The organism is Bdellovibrio sp. GT3 (genome assembly GCF_037996765.1).
GTDB lineage: Bacteria > Bdellovibrionota > Bdellovibrionia > Bdellovibrionales > Bdellovibrionaceae > Bdellovibrio.
In genome coordinates this window covers 390,204-415,408 of sequence record NZ_JBBNAD010000006.1, presented here as the reverse complement: position 1 = coordinate 415,408, position 25,205 = coordinate 390,204, and the positions used below count along the sequence as shown (strand labels likewise).

Annotated in this window: 21 protein-coding genes and 1 riboswitch; of the genes, 10 read left to right on the top strand and 11 right to left on the bottom strand. The window is 46.9% G+C overall.

The features are described from left to right. Positions 1–76: 76 nt before the first annotated feature. The 3 genes from AAAA73_RS17280 to AAAA73_RS17270 are packed head-to-tail and all read right to left on the bottom strand — an operon-like array spanning position 77 to position 2,983. Positions 77–877 (bottom strand): hypothetical protein, encoded by an 801-nt coding sequence (locus tag AAAA73_RS17280; RefSeq protein ID WP_340599748.1) that lies wholly within the window; start codon positions 875–877, stop codon positions 77–79. Then, positions 874–1,677 (bottom strand): TIGR02147 family protein, encoded by an 804-nt coding sequence (locus tag AAAA73_RS17275; protein WP_340599747.1) that lies wholly within the window; start codon positions 1,675–1,677, stop codon positions 874–876. The genes AAAA73_RS17280 and AAAA73_RS17275 overlap by 4 nt, the downstream gene beginning before the upstream one ends. Before the next feature lie 46 nt (positions 1,678–1,723). Next, a complete protein-coding gene (locus AAAA73_RS17270) occupies positions 1,724–2,983 on the bottom strand; it encodes a JmjC domain-containing protein (protein ID WP_340599746.1) in 1,260 nt (419 codons plus the stop codon). A gap of 152 nt (positions 2,984–3,135) precedes the next feature. Between AAAA73_RS17270 and AAAA73_RS17265 the strand changes: the two genes are divergently transcribed. Next, positions 3,136–4,353: a class I SAM-dependent rRNA methyltransferase gene (locus AAAA73_RS17265; protein ID WP_340599745.1), complete on the top strand. Its 1,218-nt coding sequence runs from the start codon at positions 3,136–3,138 to the stop codon at positions 4,351–4,353. 25 nt (positions 4,354–4,378) lie between these two features. Beyond that, positions 4,379–4,660 (top strand): chorismate mutase, encoded by a 282-nt coding sequence (locus AAAA73_RS17260; protein ID WP_340599744.1) that lies wholly within the window; start codon positions 4,379–4,381, stop codon positions 4,658–4,660. A gap of 53 nt (positions 4,661–4,713) precedes the next feature. Here AAAA73_RS17260 and AAAA73_RS17255 read toward each other — a convergent pair whose 3' ends face one another. Continuing rightward, positions 4,714–7,272 carry a U32 family peptidase gene (locus AAAA73_RS17255; RefSeq protein WP_340599743.1) on the bottom strand — a complete coding sequence of 853 codons (2,559 nt, stop codon included), beginning with the start codon at positions 7,270–7,272 and terminating at the stop codon, positions 4,714–4,716. A 301-nt stretch (positions 7,273–7,573) separates the two neighbouring features. Between AAAA73_RS17255 and AAAA73_RS17250 the strand changes: the two genes are divergently transcribed. Next, a complete protein-coding gene (locus AAAA73_RS17250; RefSeq protein WP_340599742.1) occupies positions 7,574–9,448 on the top strand; it encodes a hypothetical protein in 1,875 nt (624 codons plus the stop codon). A gap of 4 nt (positions 9,449–9,452) precedes the next feature. Next, positions 9,453–10,232: a hypothetical protein gene (locus tag AAAA73_RS17245; RefSeq protein WP_340599741.1), complete on the top strand. Its 780-nt coding sequence runs from the start codon at positions 9,453–9,455 to the stop codon at positions 10,230–10,232. Between the two features lie 50 nt (positions 10,233–10,282). Here the strand turns inward: AAAA73_RS17245 and AAAA73_RS17240 are convergent, their stop codons facing one another. The 4 genes from AAAA73_RS17240 to AAAA73_RS17225 form a co-directional block, all read right to left on the bottom strand. Further along, the gene (locus AAAA73_RS17240) at positions 10,283–11,200 is read right to left on the bottom strand and encodes a DUF6607 family protein (RefSeq protein ID WP_340599740.1); all 918 of its coding nucleotides are present in this window, start codon (positions 11,198–11,200) and stop codon (positions 10,283–10,285) included. 173 nt (positions 11,201–11,373) lie between these two features. Then, positions 11,374–12,045: a hypothetical protein gene (locus AAAA73_RS17235; RefSeq protein ID WP_340599739.1), complete on the bottom strand. Its 672-nt coding sequence runs from the start codon at positions 12,043–12,045 to the stop codon at positions 11,374–11,376. Between the two features lie 14 nt (positions 12,046–12,059). Next, positions 12,060–12,779: a hypothetical protein gene (locus AAAA73_RS17230; RefSeq protein ID WP_340599738.1), complete on the bottom strand. Its 720-nt coding sequence runs from the start codon at positions 12,777–12,779 to the stop codon at positions 12,060–12,062. 140 nt (positions 12,780–12,919) lie between these two features. After that, entirely contained in the window at positions 12,920–14,125 is a 1,206-nt protein-coding gene (locus AAAA73_RS17225; protein ID WP_340599737.1) for a hypothetical protein, read from the bottom strand. Between the two features lie 135 nt (positions 14,126–14,260). Between AAAA73_RS17225 and AAAA73_RS17220 the strand changes: the two genes are divergently transcribed. Continuing rightward, a complete protein-coding gene (locus tag AAAA73_RS17220; protein ID WP_340599736.1) occupies positions 14,261–14,935 on the top strand; it encodes a glutamine amidotransferase-related protein in 675 nt (224 codons plus the stop codon). Between the two features lie 54 nt (positions 14,936–14,989). Then, positions 14,990–15,463 carry a cupin domain-containing protein gene (locus AAAA73_RS17215; protein WP_340599735.1) on the top strand — a complete coding sequence of 158 codons (474 nt, stop codon included), beginning with the start codon at positions 14,990–14,992 and terminating at the stop codon, positions 15,461–15,463. Positions 15,464–15,541: 78 nt separating this feature from the next. Here AAAA73_RS17215 and AAAA73_RS17210 read toward each other — a convergent pair whose 3' ends face one another. Further along, positions 15,542–15,958, bottom strand: coding sequence for a hypothetical protein (locus AAAA73_RS17210; RefSeq protein WP_340599734.1), 417 nt, complete (start codon positions 15,956–15,958; stop codon positions 15,542–15,544). 351 nt (positions 15,959–16,309) lie between these two features. On the opposite strand from AAAA73_RS17210, the gene AAAA73_RS17205 reads away from it, so the two are divergent. From AAAA73_RS17205 to AAAA73_RS17195, 3 genes are all read left to right on the top strand, one after another. Further along, positions 16,310–20,371 carry an Ig-like domain-containing protein gene (locus AAAA73_RS17205; protein ID WP_340599733.1) on the top strand — a complete coding sequence of 1,354 codons (4,062 nt, stop codon included), beginning with the start codon at positions 16,310–16,312 and terminating at the stop codon, positions 20,369–20,371. 139 nt (positions 20,372–20,510) lie between these two features. Then, positions 20,511–21,296, top strand: coding sequence for a siderophore-interacting protein (locus tag AAAA73_RS17200; protein ID WP_340599732.1), 786 nt, complete (start codon positions 20,511–20,513; stop codon positions 21,294–21,296). Positions 21,297–21,402: 106 nt separating this feature from the next. Next, on the top strand, positions 21,403–22,407 hold the full coding sequence (locus AAAA73_RS17195; RefSeq protein ID WP_340599731.1) for a hypothetical protein: 1,005 nt from the start codon (positions 21,403–21,405) through the stop codon (positions 22,405–22,407). Positions 22,408–22,412: 5 nt separating this feature from the next. Here AAAA73_RS17195 and AAAA73_RS17190 read toward each other — a convergent pair whose 3' ends face one another. Next, positions 22,413–23,264 (bottom strand): DNA/RNA non-specific endonuclease, encoded by an 852-nt coding sequence (locus AAAA73_RS17190; RefSeq protein ID WP_340599768.1) that lies wholly within the window; start codon positions 23,262–23,264, stop codon positions 22,413–22,415. A gap of 300 nt (positions 23,265–23,564) precedes the next feature. Here AAAA73_RS17190 and AAAA73_RS17185 point away from each other — a divergent pair, with 300 nt between their 5' ends. Then, positions 23,565–24,146 (top strand): HD family phosphohydrolase, encoded by a 582-nt coding sequence (locus tag AAAA73_RS17185; RefSeq protein WP_340599730.1) that lies wholly within the window; start codon positions 23,565–23,567, stop codon positions 24,144–24,146. 12 nt (positions 24,147–24,158) lie between these two features. On the opposite strand, the gene AAAA73_RS17180 is transcribed toward AAAA73_RS17185, so the two are convergent. Further along, positions 24,159–24,767 (bottom strand): hypothetical protein, encoded by a 609-nt coding sequence (locus AAAA73_RS17180; RefSeq protein ID WP_340599729.1) that lies wholly within the window; start codon positions 24,765–24,767, stop codon positions 24,159–24,161. Between the two features lie 325 nt (positions 24,768–25,092). Next, a riboswitch (purine riboswitch) is annotated at positions 25,093–25,190 on the top strand. The last annotated feature ends 15 nt before the right edge of the window (positions 25,191–25,205 follow it).

Genomic DNA, 25,205 nt, shown 5'->3' with positions numbered 1-25,205 from the left:
ACTCGTTTGGAAATAAACTGTCCACACGAGTGCACCATGTGCGTCCCATGAACAAATTCCATCCCAAAAATGTATCCTAAGGACAGCTCTTAAGCCAGTCGGCGACAACGATGCATTCGTATGAATCAGCATACGGGGAGGCCAGGCATTTGATGGTGCGGGCAGTGTAAACTTCCGTGACGCCGTTGGCGCTGGTCGGTGCGATTCCCATGCTCTTTAAGATTCCCAAAAGCAATTCATTGTCCGCCGGCGAATGCAAGATTGCGTTGTTCGTTGATTTACATCTCGTTCTGTTTTGCCAAGGATCCGTTATACAGGTGACCTGTTCAATCGGCGGTACTTCATTTTTGGAATTGACGAATTTTTTTAACAGCGAGTAAATCGTGAAAGCTTCAATGCCGGCACTGTAGCGCTCCACGCCGCATTCCGAAGGGGTCGCGCTGGATAAAGCGCGAAACTTGCTCAACAGTGCTTCCGAGACGCGGTAATCAGAGTCATTGATGCGGGCTAAACCCAGCAGTTCATGAAGAATCAGTTGGCGTTTTACGTTCAATTCCAGAAAGATCCACGTGTCACGATTGATCTCAATGACGTTTTGGCGGGGATAGTTAATCGCATCGACGGTGCCGTTGCCGATACGCAGATCTGATTTTACTTCAAACAAGGCGTCGTTGAAGATGCTTTGCAAGGGAGCAAGATCGATGTTTTGCCCCTGAACCGTAATGGTGCGATCAGGGAGCAAAACCGTAAATATTTCGTTGCCCAATCTACGGATTTCAGATCTGACACCGCTGCCGCCGCCGCGAGTGCCAAAAGAAGTGTCGTCGATAAAGCCACAGGTTAAAAATAGAACCAGACATAAAAAAACGGACTTCATGATGACACCTCATTGACTCGGAACAGTTGAATCCCCAAGTGATAGACATTTCTTTTGCTTTTTTGATTCGCGGCCAGGCGCACGATTTTAGAGAAGCATTCTTCCAGGATTTCATTGGCCTTAGCCAGATCTTTCTCGTCAAAGGCGAAGGTCTCTGAACCGACGAATTTTTCGTGATTGCCTTGGTGTTCCAAAGCCGTCGATGCCTTTTGCAGCATCTGAGTGTGAAAGTGGCGCAGTGCCTGATTTGGGATTGGCGACGAAGTCATCACGGCGCTTTTGCTGGCGCGTAAGACGCCATTTTCGTCTTCCTTAAGAAGTTCCAGACGGCGCAAGCGTTCCAATGCTTTGGTCACCATGGCTTTGGAAATGCCCATATATTTCGCAATGGAATCAATGCTCAGGTCATTATTCGTTGTATGGGTCATTTGCAAAATAGGTACGTGGTACCACTCCGCAATCATATTGAAAATGTCGACGTCCAATTTCTGAGTTTGCGCCCGCGGAGCCAGATTCTGAATCTTCTCCAAAAGAAAGGTTCTTGCATCGTCATTCATGGCGGCTTCGTATTGGACCAGGGTCACAAAGTATTCGGTCGTTTTTTTGTCGAATTTTAGAGCTTTTGAGATATCCAAAGCGCTTTTAGGGGAAAGATTTCTTTTGCCATTCAGAATGGCCGACATCATGGACGGAGAGATTTTGAGCTGTCTTGCCATGGCTCTTTTGGAATAGTTGCTATTGTTGGCAACGCGCTTTTCCAGCTCTTGAAGTAATAGGTCCCGATAGGATGTTTTAAGCATATCGGAGCGGTCTTTAGCACACTTTCCGAGGGATTCCACCGGTTGATCAAGGGCGTGTGGATTTTTCCATGCACACCTGTGCACAGGCGCCGGCATCAGCCAGTACTTGCAACAGTGAAAGATCCTTTTTCAGTTGGGTGCCCTTGAGGTATGAATTCACTGCGCAAGCTTTGCCGGTATTCAGATCCTTAATCAGCTTAAGCAGATTGGCTGAGGAGCTTTCCAGCAAAGCACCACCGAAAGCGATATGGTGATTCTTTTTATTTACAAGACTTTGCTGCCACAGGATCAGGGACTTTTCGTGGCGCAATTGGATTTTTGATTTTGCTGTTATTTTTGCCGCATCAACCGGCATCGACTTAAAACCCTGAAGCGAGATGTGCTTCATCCAATCTTGCAAAAGAGCATCTTGCAACTCCAGGGGATTCATTTTTTGCAAAAGCTTAAGTGACTGAACGTAGGCCGGAGGAAGCTCTGTGACTTCGCCCGAGTTACCGTGCAAGGATTTAAAGGTCGTTGTCACTTGGGTGCCTGCGGCACCCAGCTTGGCATCAAGCAGATTTTTTAAGGAATCCGAAAACATGTCCTTATGCTGTTTATCCACCCAAACACCCAGGGACCAAGTTGCACTGAAGGAGCCGTCAGATTCAGCGATATGCCACTCTGATGAAGGCCAGTAGGTCATGTCTCCAGGGCCGACTTCCAAAAGCTGCGAGTGCTTTTTGTGCTTTTCATAATTGAAGGTGCGATCCAATTCCGGGTGCTGGTCACCGTACGCCGCACTCCACAGGCGGAATTTTTTTGTTCCAGCCACGGGAAAGCTGAAAACACCGCAGGAGTCTACGTGGACACCGAAAGGAGTTTTCTTGTAGTTGCCAAGATAAAGGCCCATTTCAGAGAAACGATTGGGAAACCCTACATGGCGATACAGTTCGTCGGTGAATTCAGTCAGCAGATTTTGCTTTTTAAGATTCACTTGCAAAAGCTCGTCGCACACCAGGCAATAATCCGGGAATTGCGAGTTCATGCGTTTGTGATAACCAGCAAGAGACTTGTCTGATTTCAGGGGAAGCACATACAAAACGTCCTCTGCATCTGCCTTCACTCCTTCCGTATAAAATTTGAAGCCCGTAGGGTCGTTCAATTCACGGCAGCGATCAGCAAATAAAACCAGCAGATCAAAGATTTCAGCGGCACTCATTTCCAATAGACCCGATTTTACGTTTCGTAAAAGGAGGGGCTTTTTTTCCCAATGGTTTTTGGCGAAACTGCGCCAGAATTTTTGATCAAGGAGAGCTGACTTCATGGGCGTGAGAGTCGTTTAGAATGATCTGTGAGTCAAATATTGTGCATCCCAGGGGGCATTCCTGTAAATTTACCAAGCTGCCAGAGGGTGACAGATAACCCCTTGTGATGAGACGGGATTTGACATAAAACGATGTCCTCTGGAGACCCTCGATGAGCGATGCTGCCGTTACTTTTCAAGACGAGATTAAAACTATTGAGCTTAAGCGCGACGTTACCAAGCACTTAAAGCAGGGCCATCGTTGGATTTTTGCGAACTGTTTTGATGACAGCAAGCCCTTTAAATCAGGGATTCACCTGTTGAATTTCAAGGGCGAAACCCTGGCTTTGGGGATCTGGCAAGGGGACACCCAGCTGCGCTTCCGCGTGCTGGTATTGGCGGATGAGCCGATTTTTAGACGCAACAACATGAAGCGCACTCTGGAACTGTACTTTGAAAGTCAGTTCCGTAAAGCCGTAGAAATTCGTAGAACCTTCGACCTTGCGGTCACGAACTCCTTCCGTTTGATTAACGGGGAGGGGGATGGTCTACCAGGGCTTATCGTGGATATTTACAACGACACGGCGGTTATTAAGCATGACCACGCGGTCATGGAAAAAACCTGGCATGCGCCAGTGATCGCGCAAAAGATCCAGGCGGCCTTCCCGCAGATCAAATGCGTTTACCTTAAGCGCCGCAATGATGCCGATGAAAAGGGCACCAATATCGTGGGCACCCTGGCTCCAGAGGTTCAGTTTCTGGAAAATGGAGTTCTGTTCGCCTCTAATATCCGCGATGCTGCGAAAACGGGCTTTTTCCTGGATCAACGTGACAATCGCAAGATGATCCAAAATTTTGCAAAAGATAAAACAGTTTTGAACCTGTTCAGCTATACCGGTGGGTTTTCAATTTTTGCTGCCAAGGGCGGCGCAAAGGAAGTAACCAGCGTGGATATCGCCAAGGTCGCAATCCAGGCGGTGGCCCGTAACTTTGAAATCAATGGACTTGAGACCGTTCACCATGACATCGCCACCGATGCATTTGCTTATCTAGAGCAATTAAATGCTGAAAAGAAAAAATACGACATCGTGATCACAGACCCCCCAAGCTTTGCTCCGAATGAAAAATCGGTGGAGCAAGCGACTGCAGCTTATGCCAAGGTGTTCTCGAACTCGATCAAGCTGGTGAACCCTGAGGGGTTGTTTGCGGCAAGTTCGTGTTCAAGCCACATTTCCACGAAGGCTTTCATGGATATTTGTCAGGAAGCGTTCTCACGCGCCCGTAAAAAGGCGACGCTGGTGTATATTGGTGGGCAACCCGTGGATCATCCGTATCCGTTGGCAATGGAAGAGCTTCGTTACTTGAAGTTCGCGTTGTTCCGTTTGGATTAATTTTTAGATTTAAAAGGCAGTTATTATGAAAACCATCGACAGTCTTCGTCAGGAAATTGACCAGGTTCATAAAGAAATGCATGCATTGCTGGCGCGTCGTCGTGATTTGACGATGGCGATTTGGGAAATCAAAAAAGAGCAGAACCTGCCGTTCTTCAATGCCGAACGTGAAAATATAATTATGGCGGACTTTGTAAACCTGGATGGGAAGCAAGGTCAGGACCCTGAGTTCGATACTCTTTTAAAGGGCGTGATGAGTTCGGTTTTGCGTGAATACGAAAAGTACCTGAAATCCAAGCATACATAGCTGGTTTACACTCCGGCTCCGCCGGAGTAGACTAAAGTAGTCGATGTTATCGACTACTTCTTTCTGCTTTGGTATTCTTTTTCTCTTTGGAAATGGCTCTCAGACAAACCATAGCTTTCAACGTTACCCAGATCTTTAATCAAAGCATCCAATTCTTTTTTGCCACTGATAAAGTCCACGTGCGCCTGGATCTTCTTGATCAGTTCAGCGCCACGCTCTTTCAGTGCTTCGTAACGGATGAAACCCAGGCCATGGCTTTCCCATTCTTTCACATAGCGAGCTGCAGACTGTGAAGTTCCGTTGTACATCGTATTACGACATTCCTGATCGGGCTTGATTTGATGCCAGTTGCCGAATTGGTCCTTCAATTTTACGTCATGCTTTTCACAAGGCTTGCCGCAATCTTTGAAGCTTGAACCTTTAGACAAGAATGCCGCGAATACACAGTGCTCCATATGGAAGCTTGGCATGTATTGGTAAGCGGTGACTTCAAAGCGCTCCGCTTGACCAGCCTGGATCAGTTCGCTGACCTGTACGTTGTTCAGGTCGTAACCCAAACAAACGCTGGAAAGGCCCTTGTCGAGCAAATACTGCGCTGTTAGGTGGTTCGCCACGTTCAAGCTAAAGTCGCCCAGGATTTCGCCCTGGTAGTTATTGGCTTGAAGGTATTGAACGGCGCCCAAATTTCTTGCCAAAATGGCGTCCGGGTTCATGCTCAATAGGTGCTTCACATTGCGGTGCTCATTCGGCTTCAAAATACGCGTCGTCGCGACGCCGACTTTAAGACCTGATTCTTTTAAAGTATTCAAGCTTGGCGCAAAATCCAAACCGAATTCAAAGTCCAAAATAGCCAAATTGATATCAGTTGTTTTTAGTTCGCCATTTTTAATGGCTTCAGCGACATCGTCAGCCTGGCCTTTATCGCGAAGTAAAAGATTGAACTTAAGACCCTGAGCCTTGCGGTCTGTGATCTTTTTGCCGGAAATCCAATTCATGACTTGGTCTTGCGCTGCCATCTTTGGAGCTGCGCCATTTTGAATGCGCAGGTCCGTCAATTCCTTGACCAATTTCTGGCGCAGTTCTTTGACTTGTTTGTTGGGCAGGAACAGGGGAGTTGTGGAATCAAGTTCAGACTCGAAACCTTCGCCACGGAAAGGACTGCCGGTCAGTGCGAAAAGCTCTTCACGCAAATCCAAAGAGTTCAGACCTTTGTTTTTTGCCGGCTCACAGATATTTTCTGAGGCTGCAACAACGGTGTATTTGCCGTCAGAGTATTGCACCGTCAACGGTTTACCCAGGGACGCTTCAGCGCGAACCGTGACAGGCAAACGTTTTTTACGTTGCTTGTCCTCGACACTCAATGAGACGTCTTTTTTGAGATCTTTATCATGATTATAGAATACGCGAGCGCCGTTGTAATAACCTTCCAGCGAAATATCTCTGGAGAATTCCAAAGCAAAGCGACGAGGCGACAAAGCTTTGACACCGAAAACGAATCCGCCTTTTTCAGCGTCGGCTCCGCTACGGTCCTTATAAACCCACAAGATACCATCACCTGGCTGGATGAAATCTGCTTTAAGGCCTTGCTGGGCTTTGTCTTCAGTTATTTCAACTTCCAGGGATGTTGGATTTACTTTGATTACTTTTCCGAATTCAAAACCACGGTGAGCACTGAACGTGCCTTCAACCAGTTCCTGGTGATTTACGCCGTGGAACCAACCGCTGTAAAAACCGCGCGAAAATGCCGTGGCCATTTGTTTTTTCAAATGGATCGGACTTTTCAGGGATTGGTTGTTTTGGGCAGAGGTGATGGCTTCGTCAAAGCTGCGGGCTGCAGTTGCCACGTACTCAGGAGTTTTCAAACGGCCTTCGACCTTGAAGCAGTCAACTCCGGCTTCCAGCAGGCTTGGAACTTCGTTGATACCGCAAAGGTCTTGCGGAGAAACCAGGAAGGACTTGCCACCTAGATCACGCTTTTCGCCATCGACATGCATTTCGTAGGTAAAGCGGCAGCTTTGCGCACATTGACCACGATTGGCGGAACGCCCGCCGATACCTTCCGAGGTGAAGCACTGGCCCGAGTAACTTACGCACAAAGCACCGTGAACGAAGACTTCGATTTCTTTGGCTGTATTTGCTTTGATGGAGTGAATTTCTTTAAGGGAGTTCTCACGCGCCAAAACGAAACGTTGAATGCCCAAATCCTCCAGCCAATGGATGGCTTCGGCATTGGTGACACTCATTTGGGTGGAGCCATGGATGCGTTGATCAGGAGCCATTTGGCGGATCAAGCGGATCAAACCCAAATCTTGAACGATGAAGGCGTCAGGTTTTAGGGGCAGGATCTTCTCCAGAACCTCCACGGCGCCGCGAAGTTCGTTTTGGAAAATCAGAATGTTAAATGCGAGGTTTACTTTCACACCATGAAGATGGCAGGTGTCGATGATGTCTTTGACCTCTTCGATTTGGAAATCGTGACTTCTGCCGCGGGCATTAAAACCCGGGACGCCCATAAAAATAGCATCAGCACCATTGTGAATGGCTGCCAAAGCCATATCCTTGGTACCAACAGGAAGGAGAAGTTCGGGGCGTTTTAAAGAAGGATTTTCCATGGGCGGTAATTTGCCAAGAGGGGCCACTTTCCGCAAGGGGAATTTACCGTCTCGCTAAGGAAACCTAATAAACGCCTTTCGTGAGGTAAAGAACGCGCATCTCCTCGACAGAGAGGGTGTTTTTTTCACGTAAAATAGTTCGACACCCAAGATGAGTAAATAAACTATTCGGGCCTAAAGATTTTCGGTCGGGATGAAAGATTGCCCCCGAACACTTTTGATATTCCAAATTGAAACAGCGGGGCCGGGTTTCATTGTTAACCTTTACGGATTTGGATAATCTTGCTTGTGGGGGAATACAATGAAACGGAAGAATAAAGCGCTGCTGGCCATGCTGTCGGTTGGAGCTGGATTATCTTTTCTTTTTACAAATGCCACCACAGGTGAAATCACTGGTTATGTCGATGGAGTGAAGGTCGAGGGCAGTGATTTTGTCGTCTACGGTTGGGCATGTGATAAAAGCGTTCAAAAATCCATAGATGTGCATCTGTATGTCGGTGGGTCCGCTGGTTCTGGTACTGGAATCACGGGAGTAACAGCCAATTTCGCCAATGAAGATGCCGTGAATAATCTATGTCAGACCACGCGCAAAATCGCCCATCGTTTTAACATTCGAGTGCCCTTGAGCAGAGTTAGTAGTATTGCTGACAAATCAATTTACGTGCATGGTATCTCTGCCTCCAACGGTAGCAATCTGTTGCTATTGAATTCCGGAAAATTTCGTCTGTCTGGATCGACTGGAAAAGTGTCGGTGTTAAGCAGTCAGATTAAAGGCTTTATTGAAGCACCCACCAGATCGGGCAGTACCCTAATAGTAAAAGGTTGGGCCTGCGACAGGAGTGTGCCTAAGTCGAATAGCGTTCATCTGTATTTCGGAGGGCCCGCTGGCTCAGGCACTTTTATCGCAAACATTTACACGACGGAAGCCAGTGATGCCGCGGTGGCAAATGCATGCCAGACGGCGGGTAAAATTGCCCATCGCTTTACTTTTCAAATTCCGGCCAGTCGGTATAACAGCTTTCCGGATAAAGCCATTTATATCCACGGGATTTCGGAATCAAATGGGCCGCATCTTTTGATCACCAATTCGGGCAACTACCGCACTCCTGGTATCGCGGGAAAAGTGGAAAGTATGCCAGGCAGCGGTGGTGGTTACAAAGTGCAAGGTTGGTCGTGCGACACCTATGCTAAGAGCTCAAATTATGTACATGTGTATGTCGGAGGACCCGCTGGACCAGGTCGTTTTCTTGGCAGTGCGCTGGCGAATCTTTCTAAAAATACCGCAACTTCCAAATTCTGCAAAACCTCTGGACTGGGTCATCGCTACAGTTTCAATATTTCAGCGGAGCAAGCGAAAGAATTCAATGGGCAAGCAATCTATGTTCACGGTCTTTCAACCACGGGTGGTGAGAATCCACTTCTGACGGGATCGGGAAAATTTAAATTACCAACAATGGCCATGAGCAAGACGGGGATTGCCCCGGCCAATAACTGCAGCAGTTCTTCAATCTGTGTTCACAGCAAGATGCCATTGCTATCACAGATCGACACTTCCAATGGCAAGGTTCTGCAAGGAACGACGTGGGTGAAATCCTACGGTAGCAATGCAAGCAATGCTGACGCCAGAATGAATCAAACGGCGTTGGGTTTCGATAAGGGCCTGTATAATATGGGACTGTTGGAATTCATTAATCTTCGCTATGGATTGAGTTTGCGATGGGATACAGGTTGGTGTGGTGGTGTTGCAATGGCAATGTCTGTAAAAGGGCGCGCCGTAGAACAAGGGCTTGGGTCGTCGAATCACGTCAATGAGTTCCTTGTTTCTATACTGCAAGCCGCAAGAACCGGTATTAAAAATGGTGGAACTTCTTACGACAACTTACTTCGTGGCCTTAAATCGATCGACGGAAGTTCGAGCTATGTCGCTATTCCGTCTGCAGGCAGCTTTTTTCAGCTAAGAACTTTCAACCTGCTAAATGTGAACAATAAGTATGGCGGTCATACGATTGCGGTAAACGGCAATGATGGACCCTATATGAAAATTTATGATCCTTGGGGACGAGTGTACGATGTAACGATCGCAGGAACCTCGATTGGTTATGCGAAGGGTTCTGCGGGATACATTTCAAAAAGTACACCGGGCGTAATTGCCGGGTCCTATAAATTGGGAAGATAATTCGATGAACGTTAAAGTTGTGGCTGCATCATTTGGATTTCTGGGGCTGCTTTGTTATTGGGGTTTGCAAAAAAATCAGCCAGACAGCGCTGGCATTGAACCATTGCAAGGGCTTCAGGAGGTCACGGGAACTCGATCCAGTGGCCGGTCCCCGGCATCGGTCAGTGCTGACGACGAAGCCTCTAAAGGCAGCTTGCCATCGACGGAAGAGGTTCAAGGTCAGAGTCCTTTTTATAAAAAGTATTTCAGTGAAAAGCTGCTTAAAAACGAGGACGTGGCCGAGCTTAATGCGCAACTGGAAGGTATGCTTCCCAAAAACAAGTCAGTGAATCAAATTCGCCACTACATTGCTGCCGGTTTGGTAATGGAGAACACCCCTGAATTTTATGAATTTATGGGAACTATGATTTCTGATTTGAATGATAACAAAGAGGAAGTTGTGAAGGAAATTCTGTTAAATGATGCTATTTTGAAACAGGATCCTTTCATTCATCAGATGACTTTAAATCTGGTTCATGCCCTGGATATACCTGCGGATCAGAAAGCAGAGGTGCTGGGAAAAGCACTGGATCTTGAATTTTCCTTTGATGAAAAAGGTGAAGCGTCGGCGAGTGCCACGAATATCACCAATGCCTTACTACTGATGACTCAGTCGGGTGTAGCCCTTGAGCAGGCAACGCCTTATCTTTTGCGTGGAGTACAAATCAATCAAAAAAGCCCCAAAGCTCTTTCGGAATACCTGGCTCGTGTTCAAATCTACTATCCAGACTTCGTTTACGAGTAAGCGTTTTTAGGCATAAAAAACCCAGCTTTATCAGAGCTGGGTTTTTTTATTTATTGAATTACGTAGGTGCGAATCATCGCTTCAGATTCTTTAGCCAGTTTGTTTTCCGGCCAGCCATTTGTTTTCGCAGTGTCTTCCAGTGCGAAAAGCTTTTGCCAAAGGTCGCCCTCTGGATCTTTAAAGTTCAATTTCAATTTTGGATTTTCAGCGCGAACTTTCGCCCAGCTGGCGCGAATCACTTTCCAGCCGTCTTTGTGGTCATTCCACCAAGTGGCAGCCGCCTGACATTTGGAATCATCAACGCGTTTGTAGATGTTCTCGCCGCGCTCTTTAGTGAAGGCCGTCGCAGTTTCGCCGTTTAGGCGAAGCTTTTGGCTGTCTTGTTCGTGGATCCAGCCGTCTTTTGTGATCATTTGACGATTACGACGCTCGATCACCTGATAGTCACTGCGTTTTGTGTATTCACGGCGAGGAAGTGGATTCCAGGACGTGCATTCCCAGAACTTGCTTTCACCAGTGCTTACCCACTTGGCAGCGCATTCATATCTTGGCGCATCGTCGACCTGAGTCACGCTTTGCAACCAGCGACCTTCGGATTCTTCCACCGTCAGTGTTCTTTGTTGCCAAGTGTTGTTACCTTTGAACTCCAATGCGGAAGTCGGCTCGTAGTGCCATTCTTGACGCCAGTGTTTTAGTGTCATTTTTCCGTCTTTACCCACCAGTAGGATGTGTTGCAAACCCACTTCTTTGTCAGCCTCTTGATCGACAACCACATATTCCAAAGCTTTGGAATGGTAAGGTGCAGTGGTTTTATAACCCTCAATCAAAGGGAATGTTTCAACGAAGTTGAAACTCACTTCAAAGCAACCTTGGAAAGATTTGATATTGGCTTTATCACTGGAGATATCGCTACCTTGGGCGGCGAAACTCGCAAGAGTCAAAAATGGAAGAACAAGTAGATGTCTCAATGGAAGCTCCTTTCATGGGTGTCGAAAGGCTAGCAGGAGACCTCGGCAATGAGTAATGTTTCAAGCGCAGTGAAAGGCAAGTGAAAACGGGGAGCGTGTTTCCCCTGTAAATGACAGGTTGCAGGCGTCGCCGTTGCGTGGCGACATGACCCCGATAGAATGAATTGTGGTCGCTAGTTATTTAGAATTCTGGCGCGTTCCAATACAACGAGTCCCTCAATCTGTTTATTCTTATAAACAGGAGCCAGGCAGCGCAAGCTCATGGTCATGGAGTACCTCTCCGCAGAACGAATCTCACGAAGCTCGTGGGCAGGCAGACCGGGTTCATAAGTGCTTTGGATTTCACCGGAAATCACCTTGGCGACTTCGTCCAGAATCATCTGTGTGTGCTTTTCTTCCCTCTGAAAAAGGTTCCACCATTCAAAGGTGTATAGCTCCTCCAGTGTGTAAGAACAGAAGTCAAAGAACGTAAAGTTTCGGAAAAGCTGAATTTGGTCCTTGGAATAGATCTCTACGATGTCGTCCTGGGTAAGGAAGCTAAAAAAGTCCTTGCAGGGTGCCAAGCCCAAATGACGAAATGCTCTCCAGGTAAACGTAGGGCTGTCACTGATTTTATATCCATCATTCAGTTGCCCTTGGCAAAGCTCCTGGTAAAAACGCACCTGTTGAATGATGTGCAGCTTTTTCTCTGTTGGTAGTTTTGAGAAATGAGGCAGTCCTTCAACGAAAGGACGAACTGTTTTGCCTTCGCCCTTGAGCATCTCGGAGATGTTCAAGGCAATGGACATAAATTCCTCTTGAAGCGTATTGCTGTCATTGCTGATTTTGATTGTATTTACAAACATGATCGCCTCAATGGTTAAAATTCGTAAAAGGTGGATGTTGCCAGGAACAATGTATTAGCTGTTTCTGGGGTGTAGTAAAGCCCTACCGAAGGTCGCGAGAACAACTCCTTGGGCCGGAAAAACGACCAGGCGAAGCCAAAGCCAGAGCTCATCATTTCGTAGGCAGAGATCCCGGAGTTGCGCAAAAAGCCATAACCTAAAGTCAACCACTGTCGATCCTGGAAATTCCATTGCATGTCGAGGCCCCATTCAGTTTTTATTTCATATGAGTAAATGAACGCAACGGCATCCTTTGAATTCAGGTATCCAGAGACGGAAGTTACAAAAGGGGAGATCGTGAAATCAGAGTCAGGAATACGATAGTTTAGTCCCAGTTGCATGGATCTTAAAATCAGATCTGGTCTTTCAATAACCTGCGCGTTTTGCTTTATTTCGGTTCGAAAGCGAGCCTCGGTGAAGGAGAAAGCCCAGTCCACCTGATCGCCCTTCCAGAAATTTACTTTACCAGTGTAGTTGGAACTGTTTTTATTGGTGTAAAAAAGGGGAATCACGCCCATTTCAAAGCGAGGCAAGATCCCGATGCTCAGGGAGTTTGCCAGAAAATTCGAGTTGATATTGGCGCCGCCGGCTTTTTGGAAAGCCACATGCCATTGCGGCAGCGTTCTTGCGGAAGCACTGGTGACCGGATTAAATTTATAAAGGCTTTCAGTCTTTTCTTCTGCATAAGCAGACAAGCCAAGACTGAAAATGAGCCCAACGATAAGCGCTTTCAGAGTTCACCTCGTAAAGGTGAATGTAGCACTTGTTAAGATTTGGTTTGTTTCAAACTGCTAATGTTGAAAGAAAACTATGACTGTCTATGGAGTCGACAGACTTAGATGCCAAGGTTAATGACTGATAAAGCCCAGTCCATCGCTTTGATCTGGAGGGGTTTGGCTGGAATCTGATTTTTGGCCTTCAAGTCATAGTAGTTGAAGAGATCTTTGAAATAGCCATTATAGAAATCCATCATCAAATGAGATTTATCATAGTGGCCGCCACTGGTCGCCCCCAGGCGATTGGCATCGGAGACATAGAGCCGCAAAGTCCCGTTCTTGTCGTGACTGTACATGCGTTCATACCATTTTTCCAGCTTCACGACCTTGCCAAAGAAGGGGTCAATCACCCACCAGCCGCCGTCGGTGCCTTTAATAGCTGTGGCAACGTGAAATTGCCAAACGATATCTCCAACCAAGGCCTTCATGGCGCCAACAACATAAACTTTGCGAATCGATTCTTTGGCGACACCCATGCGCAAAGCTTCAAAGTGCGCTGTCATGGCGCGACCAAAGCAGAAGCCCATGGCGCTATCAGGGTCATACTTTTTCACATTCATCAGCCGCGCTATGGGGTGACGGGTGACTTCTTCATACAGGGCCTTGGCTTCCTTTGCTTTAAGGCCTGATTTTGCCCCGTCCTTGGAAGATTGCAGGGATAAAGCATTCATCTGCGCCATAACCTCGCGGTTCATCGCAACAGCCTGACCTGGAGTTTTTGAGATATTATCCCAGATTAAGTTTTCAGCTGTGTACCGAGTCAGAATATCATCAACCAGTTTGTTTCCCTGTAGGGCCAAGCGCTCAGCCAAGGAAAATCCAGTGAGTTCAAGAATTCGATCTTTGCGGGCAATTTGATCCGAAGTGTAGTTGCCACTGTAAGCCAGTAAATCCTCTTTTTTTCCGTTTTCAGTGCGCCCCAGGGCTCGTGCAACTCTTAAAGCAGTGGCTTCTTCTAATGATATATTTCTGTCGAGTACAATTTCAGCCTGTCGTTTTTGATTGGTATCACTAAATGCCAAATCGCGAAGCAGCTGAGAAAATGCTTTTTGGTCTGCAAGGGTGTAATCAGATTGTTTATTCACAAGGCGATCGAACAAGGCCATGTTCACATCGTTCAAGACGAGGTTGAATTCGCTACCGATGAATTGGCGGGAAGATTGGTAGTATGTCGAGGGCTCATTGGTAAAGATATGTTCGCACATCCCAGCAGCTTGAGTTGCAGTGGCACCAAATAGCATCAATGAGGTCATAAGGATCTTCATACTTAACATCGTCGAACATAATAGCAAAATCGGCACCGGTCTCAGCTCGAATTGGATAACGAATTGCCGTAAAGTGACCGTCTAAGCCTTAAACACCTAGCAAATTTAGATACTTATGGGATAGCATTTGGACAAATGAAAAAGCTCCTGATCATACAACATCAAGATACGGTTCCTGCGGGATCCACCTTAGAGTGGGCCGCAAAAAATAGCATTCAAATTGAATATTGGCGTCCGGCCGATCAGCAGCTGGTACCGCAGTTGGACGAGTATGTGGGTGTGGTGATTTGCGGGGGCACGGCTAATACCTTTGAAGAAGAAAAATTCCCGTGGCTTCGTGCCGAAAAGAAGTTTCTGAAGGAAGCCGTTAATAGTGATAAGAAAATTTTTGGACTGTGTTTAGGGGCACAATTGTTGGCGGAAGTCTTGGGCGAAAAGGTTTACGTTCATCCTTCAGGCTGGGAGTCGGGGTTCGTTGAAGTTGAATTGCAAGATGGTTCAAAGCTTCAGGCTTTTCAGTCTCACTTGTGCACTTTTGATTTGCCGAAGGGTGCTGAGCTGATTGCGACCAACGAGTTTTGCAAAAACCAAGCATATCGCTTTGGTGGTAATATTGTTGCGACACAGTTTCATCCAGAAACCACAACGGACTGGATTAAGTACTGCGCCGACAAAGATCTTTCGGTGCGATCTGGCAATGTCCAAACCAGAGAGCAAATGCTAAGTTCGCTTGGATTGCAAAAGCCTTTGCAAGATTGGTATTTCAACCAGCTGGATCTGTTGTTCTTAGATTGCCAAAAGCCAATTTGAATTACGTGGTCGTTCCCTTTCAAATGGAATCTCCATAGAGAAAAAGGGGAATGTATGGTTAAGCTTTTTTTTGCAATCGGTTTGATATTTCCAATCTATTCAGTGGCAGCTGACGAAGCTGATCACGTTATGATGACTCCGCAGGAGATGAAATGGGTGGATGGACCTCCATCTTTACCCAAAGGGGCAAAAGTAGCCATCATGTATGGGGATCCATCCGTGGCTGGTCCGTTTGGTATGCGCTTGAAAATGCCGGCGAAGTATATGATTCCTCCGCACTTCCATCCTCAGGATGAAAATGTAACTGTCATTTCCGGAACCTTTTCGATGGCAACGGGAAGTGACGTAAAATCGAAACTGATGAAGTTACCACCGGGAAGCTTCGCTCGCATGAAAGCAGGTACCCATCACTTTGCTCGCGCAGAAAAAGATGCGGTGGTGCAGTTGAATGGTATGGGGCCTTGGGGGATTACTTATATCAATCCCTCAGATGATCCGAGGGCTGCAAAAGATCTGACTCAGCGATAGATTCCTGGCACCTTTTATTGTCGAGTCGCGGTAAGTGCAAAGCTGACAATGTTTTTTGTCAGCTTTGGAACCGGTCTTTTAGAAAACCTCAGTCGTTGTTACCAAATTCACCACGAACTCGATTGCATTCATATGACAGAAAGCGGTGGTGGATTTAGCCATTGTACCACCTTCGTTGTCATGGTGAGCAACGCATCGTTCACTCATGGAAACCAAAAGGGCCGAGTCTGCTTTGTCGGGGTTCATTTTGGAAAATTGAGTGTGGCAAACTTCGTAGGCAGCTCCTGCGGTGTAGACGTCAACCATGGAGCCCCAGGCACAAGCTCTTGCCAGCTCAACAGCTTCGTGGCAGTTGTTGGATTTCTCAATCAACTCACGAAATGCTTGCGGCTGATTCAAAATATCATTGCCTTGAGCATCAACGCATTCCTTGGCCATTGCCATAGAAGTGATCAGTAAAGCGCTTAGCGTGATAAGAAGTCTGATAGCTTTCATAATTCGTTCCTTTAATTAAATAGTATTGTTTATGACAAGAACGTGTTTAAAGGATTCTCGACTGTTTTGTATAATAGAATGATTAGAACGTAACCATCAGGAAATTGGAACTCATGTGCCGGATCGGGACGGAAGTTTTGGTCCCGGATGATGGCCGAACAGATACTGAGTCTGTCTCTTTTTAGGTATAATTTTTCACATTCTCGAGTAAGAAACATCGCAATTGAGTCAAGTTGACCGAACAAATTTTGGTCAAAATCAGAAGTTGTGTCGTGGTTTCCTATCGAGGTTTCCATCTAAATCCGATAAGTAGTCATGGTCTTCAGCTTGTTTTGTCGGAACGTTATTGTGATGTTTTTGGGATTGGTGCTTTCCAGTTGCAGCCTGTCTTTGAAAATTACGGACAAGCTAGCCAGCTTAACTATACCGACTCCTCAGGCAATCCTGTCCTCGGCAATAGCAGCGAATAATAATCAAGCGCAGTGGGCAGTGACGGTTCAGTTTAATACTCCCATTGATGGACTGGACCTTTCTGATTTTACCGTTCTTAACGGTACGGCCACGCAACTGGTAAAAGTGACAGATACGGAATATACGATTGTTTTAATTCCAACAGCTGAAGGAAATGTCAGCGTTCAATTAAATCAGGACTCAGTCGTAAACTCAGTGTCGGTACCCAATTCGGTTTCGAATCTGCTGCAGTTTTATAACGATCGTACAAATCCCACGGCGACCATTTCTTATTCAGGCCTCGATCCTACGAAGGACACGCCCATCGTTTTCACATTGACCTTTAGTGAGCCGGTGGATGGCCAGCCTCTGCCTGGAGACTTTAATGTTACCGGTGGCAGTGTAAGCCAAGTCACGGGCTCCGGTTCGGTATTTACGTTTGAAGTGGTGCCCTCTGCAAACGGCACTGTCTCTGTTGATTATCCTGCAGGAAAAATTACGGATCTGGTGACCAATCCAAACTCGGCCACCAATTCGGTTTCAGTGGCTTTTAATAATGACCGTCCATTGCCGGTACTCACGACAGCGGCGGGGAGTAACGTTAATTCTGCGATCAATGTGACAGTGACATTCAGTGCTGGTGTAACGGGTTTTACGGGCGCCGATTTGGAAGTTGAAAATGCGGTGGTCAGTAACTTTGCCGGGAGTGGGGATACCTACACCTTTACTTTGGCGCCTATTGCGGAAGGGGACTTCCGAGTTCGCGCGGTCGAAAACGCGGCTGTGGATGCGGCAACGAATCTGTCTCTGGCTTCCGCATGGTTGCAAAGGAAGTACGATTCGATTCGGCCGACGGTAACACTATCAAGTCTTCCCACTTATAGGACGACGGCGGGATCCGTTGCGGTGACCGCGACTTTTTCTGAAACTGTAACCGGTTTTGATCTTTCAGACTTAAACCTAACCAATGCGACCGCTTCCATAACTGGAAGTGGGACAACTTATACAATCACTCTTACACCTTCAGCAGAAGGGACTTTTGGGGTCAGTATTCCTGACAATGCGGTGAGCGATGCCGCAGGAAATGGTGTGCAAGGGCCGGTTGGTGTATCCAGTATCCTTGACACAATTCAACCAACTGTTGTTGTTACCAGTGATATCGGTCCGTATTCGTACACTTCTCCGATGAGTTTTACGGTGATCTTCAGTGAACCCGTGACGGGTTTGGATCTTTCTGATTTCACGGTGGTTGGTGGAACCAATGCTCAACTGGGAACTCTGGTGGGGTTTGGAACAACGTGGACTTTTCAAATGAGTCCGTCCGGTACGGGAACGAAGTCGATCACACTTCCAGCGATCAGAGTCAAAGATGCCGCAGGACTTGATAACGTCGTTTCAAATACGGAAACCTTTATATACGACACAACAGTAATCCCTGTTAGTTTTGTTCAAAAAGAACAAGTTGTTTCGGAATCAGCAGTCGGAGCACAAAAGTTTCAGGTTCGTCTGGGAGGTACCAAACCTTACGACGTGACGATTCACTATCGCCTTGTTGGTAATGCCGTGAGCGGCATTGATCACGATTTACCGACCGAGGGAAGTGTTACGATTCCCGCAAATTCTGCGAATCCGACGATCGTGGATATTCCATTTAATCTGATCCAGAATCCTGGATCCGAAAATAAGTATATGCAAATGAATCTGCATTACACGAGCAGTCCCTTGGTTCGATTTGGCGTAGACTATCAAAGTCGTTTGCATATTAATGACGCGGACAGTGTGCATAGCTCTGTCATTGAGTTGGGGATCGGACATAGCAGTCGGTGTGTCATTCTTAGTAACGGGCGACTGCGCTGTTGGGGGGCGAACTCAGGCGACGGAACAACTGATCAACTCGTCTTGCCCAAAGACATAGACAGCGGTCAAAGCTACACAAAGGTGGCGACAGATTCAAGTTCAAGTACAAACTGTGCAATTCGCAGTAGTGGTGAATTGTATTGCTGGGGAAATAACAGTTTTTACCAACTGGGCAATGGCAACAACACGGCAAGCTATTCACCGTCCTTTGTTGGTTCTGATTTCACTGATGTCGCGCCGATTGGTCGTGCGGTTTGTGGAATCAAGCTGGGCGACATTTATTGCTGGGGTTCTGAAACTCGCGGTGAACTTGCTAATGGAGCAGCCACAGCAGCCGTCACAACTCCAACAAGTGTGACTTCAACCCATGACTTTGTAGCTATCGCCGGAGGAAATTGGGCGGGCTGTGCATTGAACTCTGTTGGTGACCTGTATTGTTGGGGAGACGATACTTCCTATTTGCAAGGGAATGGGGCCGCAACGGCGGAAGTGTTGGTTCCGACGCTCGTTCCAACTGCAGTTAAGTTTAAAAGTTTGAGTATGTATGCAAATCATGCGTGCGCGATTGACTTGAATGACTACCTGTACTGCTGGGGCTCCAATAGTTCAGGAAACTTGGGCGATGGGACTACAACTTACAGCGATGTTCCGAAAGCGATTGATGCTGGGAATAAGTATTTAAACGTTGCCGTCGGCAATGCCCATACCTGCGCGGTACGTATGACCTCCAACCAGGCAGTTTGTTGGGGTTCCAATCGAACGGGCTCCTCGGATGCCGGAGCATTAGGTGATGGCAGCAACTATAGCGTGGCAAACAAACTGGTACCAACAGTGGTGGGCGGATCTTCCACATTTCTAAAAGTGGATGCAGGTAATAATTACTCTTGCGGAATTACCACCGACCAAAGAATTCAATGCTGGGGATCTTATGCGAGTCAAAGCGTTGGTGATGGTTTGGAAAATAATCGTAGTATTATTGCTGAGTCAGATATTGGCCAGAACTATAAGCAGATCTCGGTTGGTTCAACTTTGTCGTGTGGAATCGACTCATTCGATCGATTGAAGTGCTGGGGGAATGGAACGACAGCTTCCATTGGAGACGGGACCTCTGGAGTCGGGGTTGTTCGGTCAAGTCCTATCGTTTTGGATCGGGGATTAACATACAAATCAGTGGCCGTAGGGGACATGTACGGCTGTGCGATCACCACCGATGATACAGTAAAATGTTGGGGCAGGAACAGTGACGGTGTTTTGGGCTTTGCTGGTGCGACATCATCCCCAACTCCAAGATTAGTGGACGGTGGTGCAAAGTATAAAAAAATTGTTGCTGGCAATTCTATGACTTGCGGAATCACAATGGATGGAGTTTTGAAGTGCTGGGGTTATAATTCCAATCTGTGGCAACTTGGGGATGCCGGCGTTATCCCTGGTTCGTCGCAGCCAAAGGTGATCGATCCCGGAGTGCGGTATCGGGACATTAGCGTAGCTCCCAAGGCCACTTACCATACATGTGGAGTTACCGAAGATAAAATATTGAAATGCTGGGGAGCCAATACCTCCTACCAGGCAGGTTTGGGGAGCATCACTCCGGATCGTTACAATACTCCACAGGTGGTCAGTGCAACCGATTTATATACATCAGTTTCCGTCGGTAGTGATTATGCCTGCGCAATACGTGATGGCTCCAATAGCTTGTATTGCTGGGGTAGTTCCACTGGATATAGAACAGGGCTGAATTCTACTACCGTGAAAACGACACCGACGTTGGTTGATAGCGCAGCAGAGTACACCTCGCTAAGAATTGGCGAGAATGGTGGTTGTGGACTTACGAATGTGGGAATAAAATGCTGGGGGGATGCTTATGGCTCTTTCGCGCGTTTGATTAACCTTACATCCGCTACCAGAACGCCAACGTTAATTCCGAATGCAACTGATTATAAGGATCTCTCATTTAATAATATCAATACTACTGTTGCTGGATGTCTGTTGAAGAACGATTCCACTTTGTGGTGTTTGGGGCCGTCTGTAAATGGTCTGTTGGCGAATGCGTCTGTTTTTCAGTCTTGGCTTATTCCGGTGGATGTCACTACGTGGGTTGTGCCTTAGAACACTCAATGCACGAATGCCATTTAACCAACCTAACTTCTCTCATCTTATTGTCACTTAATATGGTTCCTGAGTATTGAATTGCAGATTCCAAATCTCCTCGCATAGTCTGAAAGTGACTTAAGATCGAGGGATTTGAATGGAAAACAAGAACAGAGAAATCAAAACAGTCATGCATACAGTGAAACTTAGAAAGCTGACGGTCAAAAAAACCGAGCTTCTAAGTAAAAGTCTTAAGAGAATCACTTTGACTGGTGATGACCTGGAAGGATTCGTTTCCATGTCTCCGGATGATCACGTGAAAGCATTTTTTGCTTATCCCGGAGAAGACGAACCGGTTATTCCCTCCATGCTCGCGCCAGATGCGAAACAAGACAGACCTCCCATAATGAGAGACTATACTCCGCGCCGCTACAATGCCGAAGCCAAGGAACTTGAAATAGATTTCGTGCTTCATGGCAAGGGACCGGGATCGCAATGGGCCCAGCTGGCTGAAGTTGGATCCAAGTTTACAATGGGTGGCCCCAGAGGTTCTAAAATCGTCCCGTATGAATTTGACTGGTACCTGATGATCGGAGACGAAACATCCTTGCCCTCTTTTGCCAGACGTTTGGAAGAGATTCCCTCGAATGCAAAAGCCGTGGTCTTTATTCAAGTTAAAAATGAATCCGAAAAAATTCAGTTGCAGCATGGACCTGACGTTGCCATTCACTGGGTCTTTAGAAATGGAAATGACGCTACATCAGTTGAAATGCTTAAAGAGGCGGTGTTGAAGGAACCATTCCCAAGCGGGGACTATTTTTCCTGGATCGGCACTGAAAAAGGCTGTGCGATGGAATTAAAGAGCCTGCTTTTGGATGTGAAAGGCGCCGAGGAATCTTGGATCAAAGCCACAGGATATTGGAAGAATGGAGAGGCCGGGTAAAGTGTTTCATTCGACTTGAATGGTTGGAACGAAAAGCTTGTCTCGCTTTGGGATTTCCATATTTTATCTGATTATTGTGAATGTATCTGTCGATTAGAATAGGACTATGAACAATAATAGAATTCCGACTCTTACGACCAATTTCCGCATCGGAGTTCTTTCATTTTTTTTGGTACTTATTACGGCGTGTTCGAAGTTTGAATCCCAGACGCCGATTGATGGAACAACAGGGCAAGGATCAGAATCGGTTCCGCAACCATCGCCCTCAGTGACACCAAAACCGACAGTTACCCCGTCACCAACTCCGACTGTCACACCAACACCAACACCAACACCAACATCATCCCCATCTCCTACGGCCACTCCAGGCGCCAGTCAGGCGATTATTGATATGGTGGCCAGTCAATCGGCTTCCTCTCACGAAGCCGTTATTCCGGATATCCGCTATGAGTGGCAAACAAAGCCTATGATCATCATGCAGTCGCCATCAGGGGCTGATATTCCAAGTTGGTTTGAGTACTCCAAGCCAGAGTGGTGTTACACCTTGAATTCCTGGTTGCAGGTTTTCGAAGCGACTGGAAATTCAGCCACAAATACGCGTGTACAGTATCGCAATATGAAAATATTTGTTTTGTCCCAATCGACACGCACTTGGAGTTTGCTCAAAAATGACCCGTCTCCATACACGGATACTTGGAAGTATCCGTTCACGTACTCAGCCAGCTCTGGCACCAAGGTGGAGTCCTCAGGTGGGCTTTCTTTTAAACCGAAGTATCCTCTGTTCGCCCATGGATACGGGACACATTCGACGATTGTGCCTCAGGATATCCGGGCCGTGTTCGTGAGTATGGAAACCCGCCTGGTTTTGGAAAATGCGGCGGGGACCGATGATCGCAGCTCGGCCAAGTATCTGGTGAACGTGGGGGCGGACTACTGGCCAAATGCGCAAGCTGTGAACACGACCTGGGGTTATGCCCCTGGTGTCGGACAAGGTCGCTTTATCCTGGCGACTCCGGAGTGGCGTAAGGCAACCATGATTGTGCCAAACGGCCGCTACGGATCCACAATGCAGGAAATGGTCAATACGTATCCGCCGCCATTGGATCAATAGAATCCTTAAAATCTGATACCGGTCAGCTTTTCCACTTCATCTACCGTGGTTCGGTAGCTATTCCAATCGGCTTTCCCAGAGGCCTGATCCCCTAGCGTTTCGCAATCAACGCTCTCCCTGGTCGGAACGGCACTTCCGTCAGCCAGGGTGTTTGGTAAAATGACTGCCAGGGCGGGTGTGTCTTTGGTGATTTCTTTCGCGGTCTGATTTGGCTCCAGCAGGAAAATAATCTTAAAGTTTTTCGACGGAACGGGTATGTCGTTGTTAGGACCAATGGCGCCAAAGTTTTGATCGTAAATTGGACCGGCAATCACGTAGGCCTTTTTGTTTTTAATGGAAACCAGATCCCTCGTGTAGCGTTCAAGGTCCTCCCACATCACTCTATTTAAAAAAGGTGTCTGAGGAAGCATATTGCTCATGGTGAAGGTGGCTTCGTTATCCCGGGTGCTGTTGGTTCGATCCGCCGAGGGAACCTGATGCCCACGATCAAAACAGGTCCCTTTATACTCCGTCGAGGTGACGGCTCGGAAGGGACTTCCTTGTTTGTCCAGAAATTCTTCCAGCTCGGCATCTTGAATAAAGCTGTCGGAGCGATCGGCCGAGCCTATCTTTTTTGGATCCAATTCCCAGGCGGCCCAATTGGGTGAGCGGGTGGTTTTGTTGTATGAAATCACATATTGCTTGCGAGAGATAATAATCTCCGAAGCATTCGTGTGTGGCAGTTGCCGGGTTATGTTTGGATTCTTATCCAAAGGCATATTTCCAATTATACCTTCAACAGCGGCATAACATCTTGTCTGAAATACGAAGATGACCAGAGGTAATAGTGTCAGTAAAGGTGCATTTATAAAATTCATTTCAATCACTCCTTTATTTTGAGCTGTAAACTCGGGCGCAACTTATTCGCATGGGAAATTTCTTTGAAGGCATAATCGTCGGTACAGAAAAACTTATTTTATCGGGCCGAAAATTGGCTCTGAAGCTGGTGTCAGAATGACTTCATGGGAGTAATGTAAAGACGAACTTTGTCACAATAGCTTGTGGAATTTGCAAAATGTGAGTTTGTAACCTTCGCTCCTTGAAATGTGTGGTCTTGCCCTGTGCATCATCAAGATTTCTCATGAAACTCTGAAGGGATTGAGATACTCACAAATGCCATGATCATGGAATTGCCGCCACTCACAGAAAATCTTAATCGTCCCGAAATCATCCAAAAATCCTGGGTTATCACCCTGTCGGGAAATCGTTTTAATATTCTTCAGCCGGAACCGGAGGCGATTAAAATTGAAGACATCGCCTGTGCGTTGGCGCGCCAGGCCCGCTTTAACGGTCATACTCGATTTTTTTATTCAGTAGGGCAGCACTCCTGCCTTGGAGCGGAAGTATCGCCAACCAAGGATATCGCGCTTCATATGCTATTTCATGATGCCACAGAGGCTTATATTGGTGATCTGGTTTCTCCGGTTAAAGCATTGCTTCCGGATTTTGAAATTATTGAGTCACGTATTCACTGGGCGATCTCCAAAAAATTTAATTTGGATTTTCCGCTACCAAAAGTGGTGAAACAAATTGATCGTCGTTTGTTGGCGACCGAAGTTCGCGATCTTATCACCAAGGATCTTAAGTCCTGGAACATAGCAGACGACGAACCTTTTGATTTCCCGATTATTCCGTGGCCGCCAGAAGTGACCGAGGCTCGATTCCTGGAAATCGCTCGTCAGTTGTTGAGGCAGTCCTAGTTCCGTAAGGGATTAATTGACGTTGAAAACGTTTTTGCACAGGGGACGGTGTGATTTCTGTGCCCAGATTTCAGTCACGGCAGTGCTGAACGGTGTGTGCAGTTTTCTGGATGTGTTCAGAGCCTCTTCGATAAGGGCCAACCACATTAAGGCTTTGTCTTTTTCGGTCTGCCATTGTTCCACTGTAGCTGGGTGTTCGAACTGACCGACTTTTTCGGGATCAAATTTACTTTGAAACTCAAGGTGTCCCAGGGAATCAACCGCTTTCCACGGTGCCACAGCAAACTTGATCTGATCATCGATCAGGATGGTTCGCTCCATGGTCGCGCCTGGAAGAATGCCTTCAAGATTTTTTTTATAGCGATCTGCAAACCCCAAGGACTGGTCTTCAGAGACCACTGTCAAATCATGTTTAGACAGTACTTTGTATGAAATATCAAAAGCAGAGCGACCTGAAGGCAATTTAAATGCTTTTAGTAGGGCCTCGTTGCGAGTGGTTTCTCCACCGCTGAAAAAACTGATTCGGATATCAGGAAGTGCCAGAAGCTTCTCTAGGACTTCACCCAGATGTTCCGTTGGACGGTATGTTTTGCCGGCAATTTGAATTGCTTTCGGATCCATCTGATTTTTATCTTCAGGCTTTATGGTATAAAAGGTTGTCCAATCGATATCCAGGACGACATCAATAGGGGCCGCCCAGGCCGGTGCCGTCAAAGTAGAGGTAAGTATAAGCAGTCCTAAGAACCATGATCGCATAAGGTCGCAGAAGTGCGATGGACGTGCCAATTTTATAGCGCCTGAGATCCAAGGTATTAACTATGGCGCGGTTTGAAAGGCTGTTGGGGCAGTAAGGGGCCCAAATTGCCAACGGTGACCTAAGCTTATACATCCGAGGAAAGATCGCTATTTTGAATGTGAATTGTTTCAACCAGTGAATGCTGGTACCTTCCGCCTTGTTAATACATCCTTTATAAATTCAAGATCTGGTTGAATGTCTCTACCAACTTCCACAAAAAGTTGACTATCGGAATGATTATTAACTGACGCTTAAAAACTTTA

Excerpts from the sequence above, each read along its gene's own strand:
- AAAA73_RS17280 (WP_340599748.1), bottom strand. The coding sequence starts at position 877 with ATGAAGTCCGTTTTTTTATGTCTGGTTCTATTTTTAACCTGTGGCTTT.
- AAAA73_RS17275 (WP_340599747.1), bottom strand. The coding sequence starts at position 1,677 with ATGCTTAAAACATCCTATCGGGACCTATTACTTCAAGAGCTGGAAAAG.
- AAAA73_RS17270 (WP_340599746.1), bottom strand. The coding sequence starts at position 2,983 with ATGAAGTCAGCTCTCCTTGATCAAAAATTCTGGCGCAGTTTCGCCAAA.
- AAAA73_RS17265 (WP_340599745.1), top strand. The coding sequence starts at position 3,136 with ATGAGCGATGCTGCCGTTACTTTTCAAGACGAGATTAAAACTATTGAG.
- AAAA73_RS17260 (WP_340599744.1), top strand. The coding sequence starts at position 4,379 with ATGAAAACCATCGACAGTCTTCGTCAGGAAATTGACCAGGTTCATAAA.
- AAAA73_RS17255 (WP_340599743.1), bottom strand. The coding sequence starts at position 7,272 with ATGGAAAATCCTTCTTTAAAACGCCCCGAACTTCTCCTTCCTGTTGGT.
- AAAA73_RS17250 (WP_340599742.1), top strand. The coding sequence starts at position 7,574 with ATGAAACGGAAGAATAAAGCGCTGCTGGCCATGCTGTCGGTTGGAGCT.
- AAAA73_RS17245 (WP_340599741.1), top strand. The coding sequence starts at position 9,453 with ATGAACGTTAAAGTTGTGGCTGCATCATTTGGATTTCTGGGGCTGCTT.
- AAAA73_RS17235 (WP_340599739.1), bottom strand. The coding sequence starts at position 12,045 with ATGTTTGTAAATACAATCAAAATCAGCAATGACAGCAATACGCTTCAA.
- AAAA73_RS17225 (WP_340599737.1), bottom strand. The coding sequence starts at position 14,125 with ATGAAGATCCTTATGACCTCATTGATGCTATTTGGTGCCACTGCAACT.
- AAAA73_RS17220 (WP_340599736.1), top strand. The coding sequence starts at position 14,261 with ATGAAAAAGCTCCTGATCATACAACATCAAGATACGGTTCCTGCGGGA.
- AAAA73_RS17215 (WP_340599735.1), top strand. The coding sequence starts at position 14,990 with ATGGTTAAGCTTTTTTTTGCAATCGGTTTGATATTTCCAATCTATTCA.
- AAAA73_RS17210 (WP_340599734.1), bottom strand. The coding sequence starts at position 15,958 with ATGAAAGCTATCAGACTTCTTATCACGCTAAGCGCTTTACTGATCACT.
- AAAA73_RS17205 (WP_340599733.1), top strand. The coding sequence starts at position 16,310 with ATGTTTTTGGGATTGGTGCTTTCCAGTTGCAGCCTGTCTTTGAAAATT.
- AAAA73_RS17200 (WP_340599732.1), top strand. The coding sequence starts at position 20,511 with ATGGAAAACAAGAACAGAGAAATCAAAACAGTCATGCATACAGTGAAA.
- AAAA73_RS17195 (WP_340599731.1), top strand. The coding sequence starts at position 21,403 with ATGAACAATAATAGAATTCCGACTCTTACGACCAATTTCCGCATCGGA.
- AAAA73_RS17190 (WP_340599768.1), bottom strand. The coding sequence starts at position 23,264 with ATGAATTTTATAAATGCACCTTTACTGACACTATTACCTCTGGTCATC.
- AAAA73_RS17185 (WP_340599730.1), top strand. The coding sequence starts at position 23,565 with ATGATCATGGAATTGCCGCCACTCACAGAAAATCTTAATCGTCCCGAA.
- AAAA73_RS17180 (WP_340599729.1), bottom strand. The coding sequence starts at position 24,767 with ATGGATCCGAAAGCAATTCAAATTGCCGGCAAAACATACCGTCCAACG.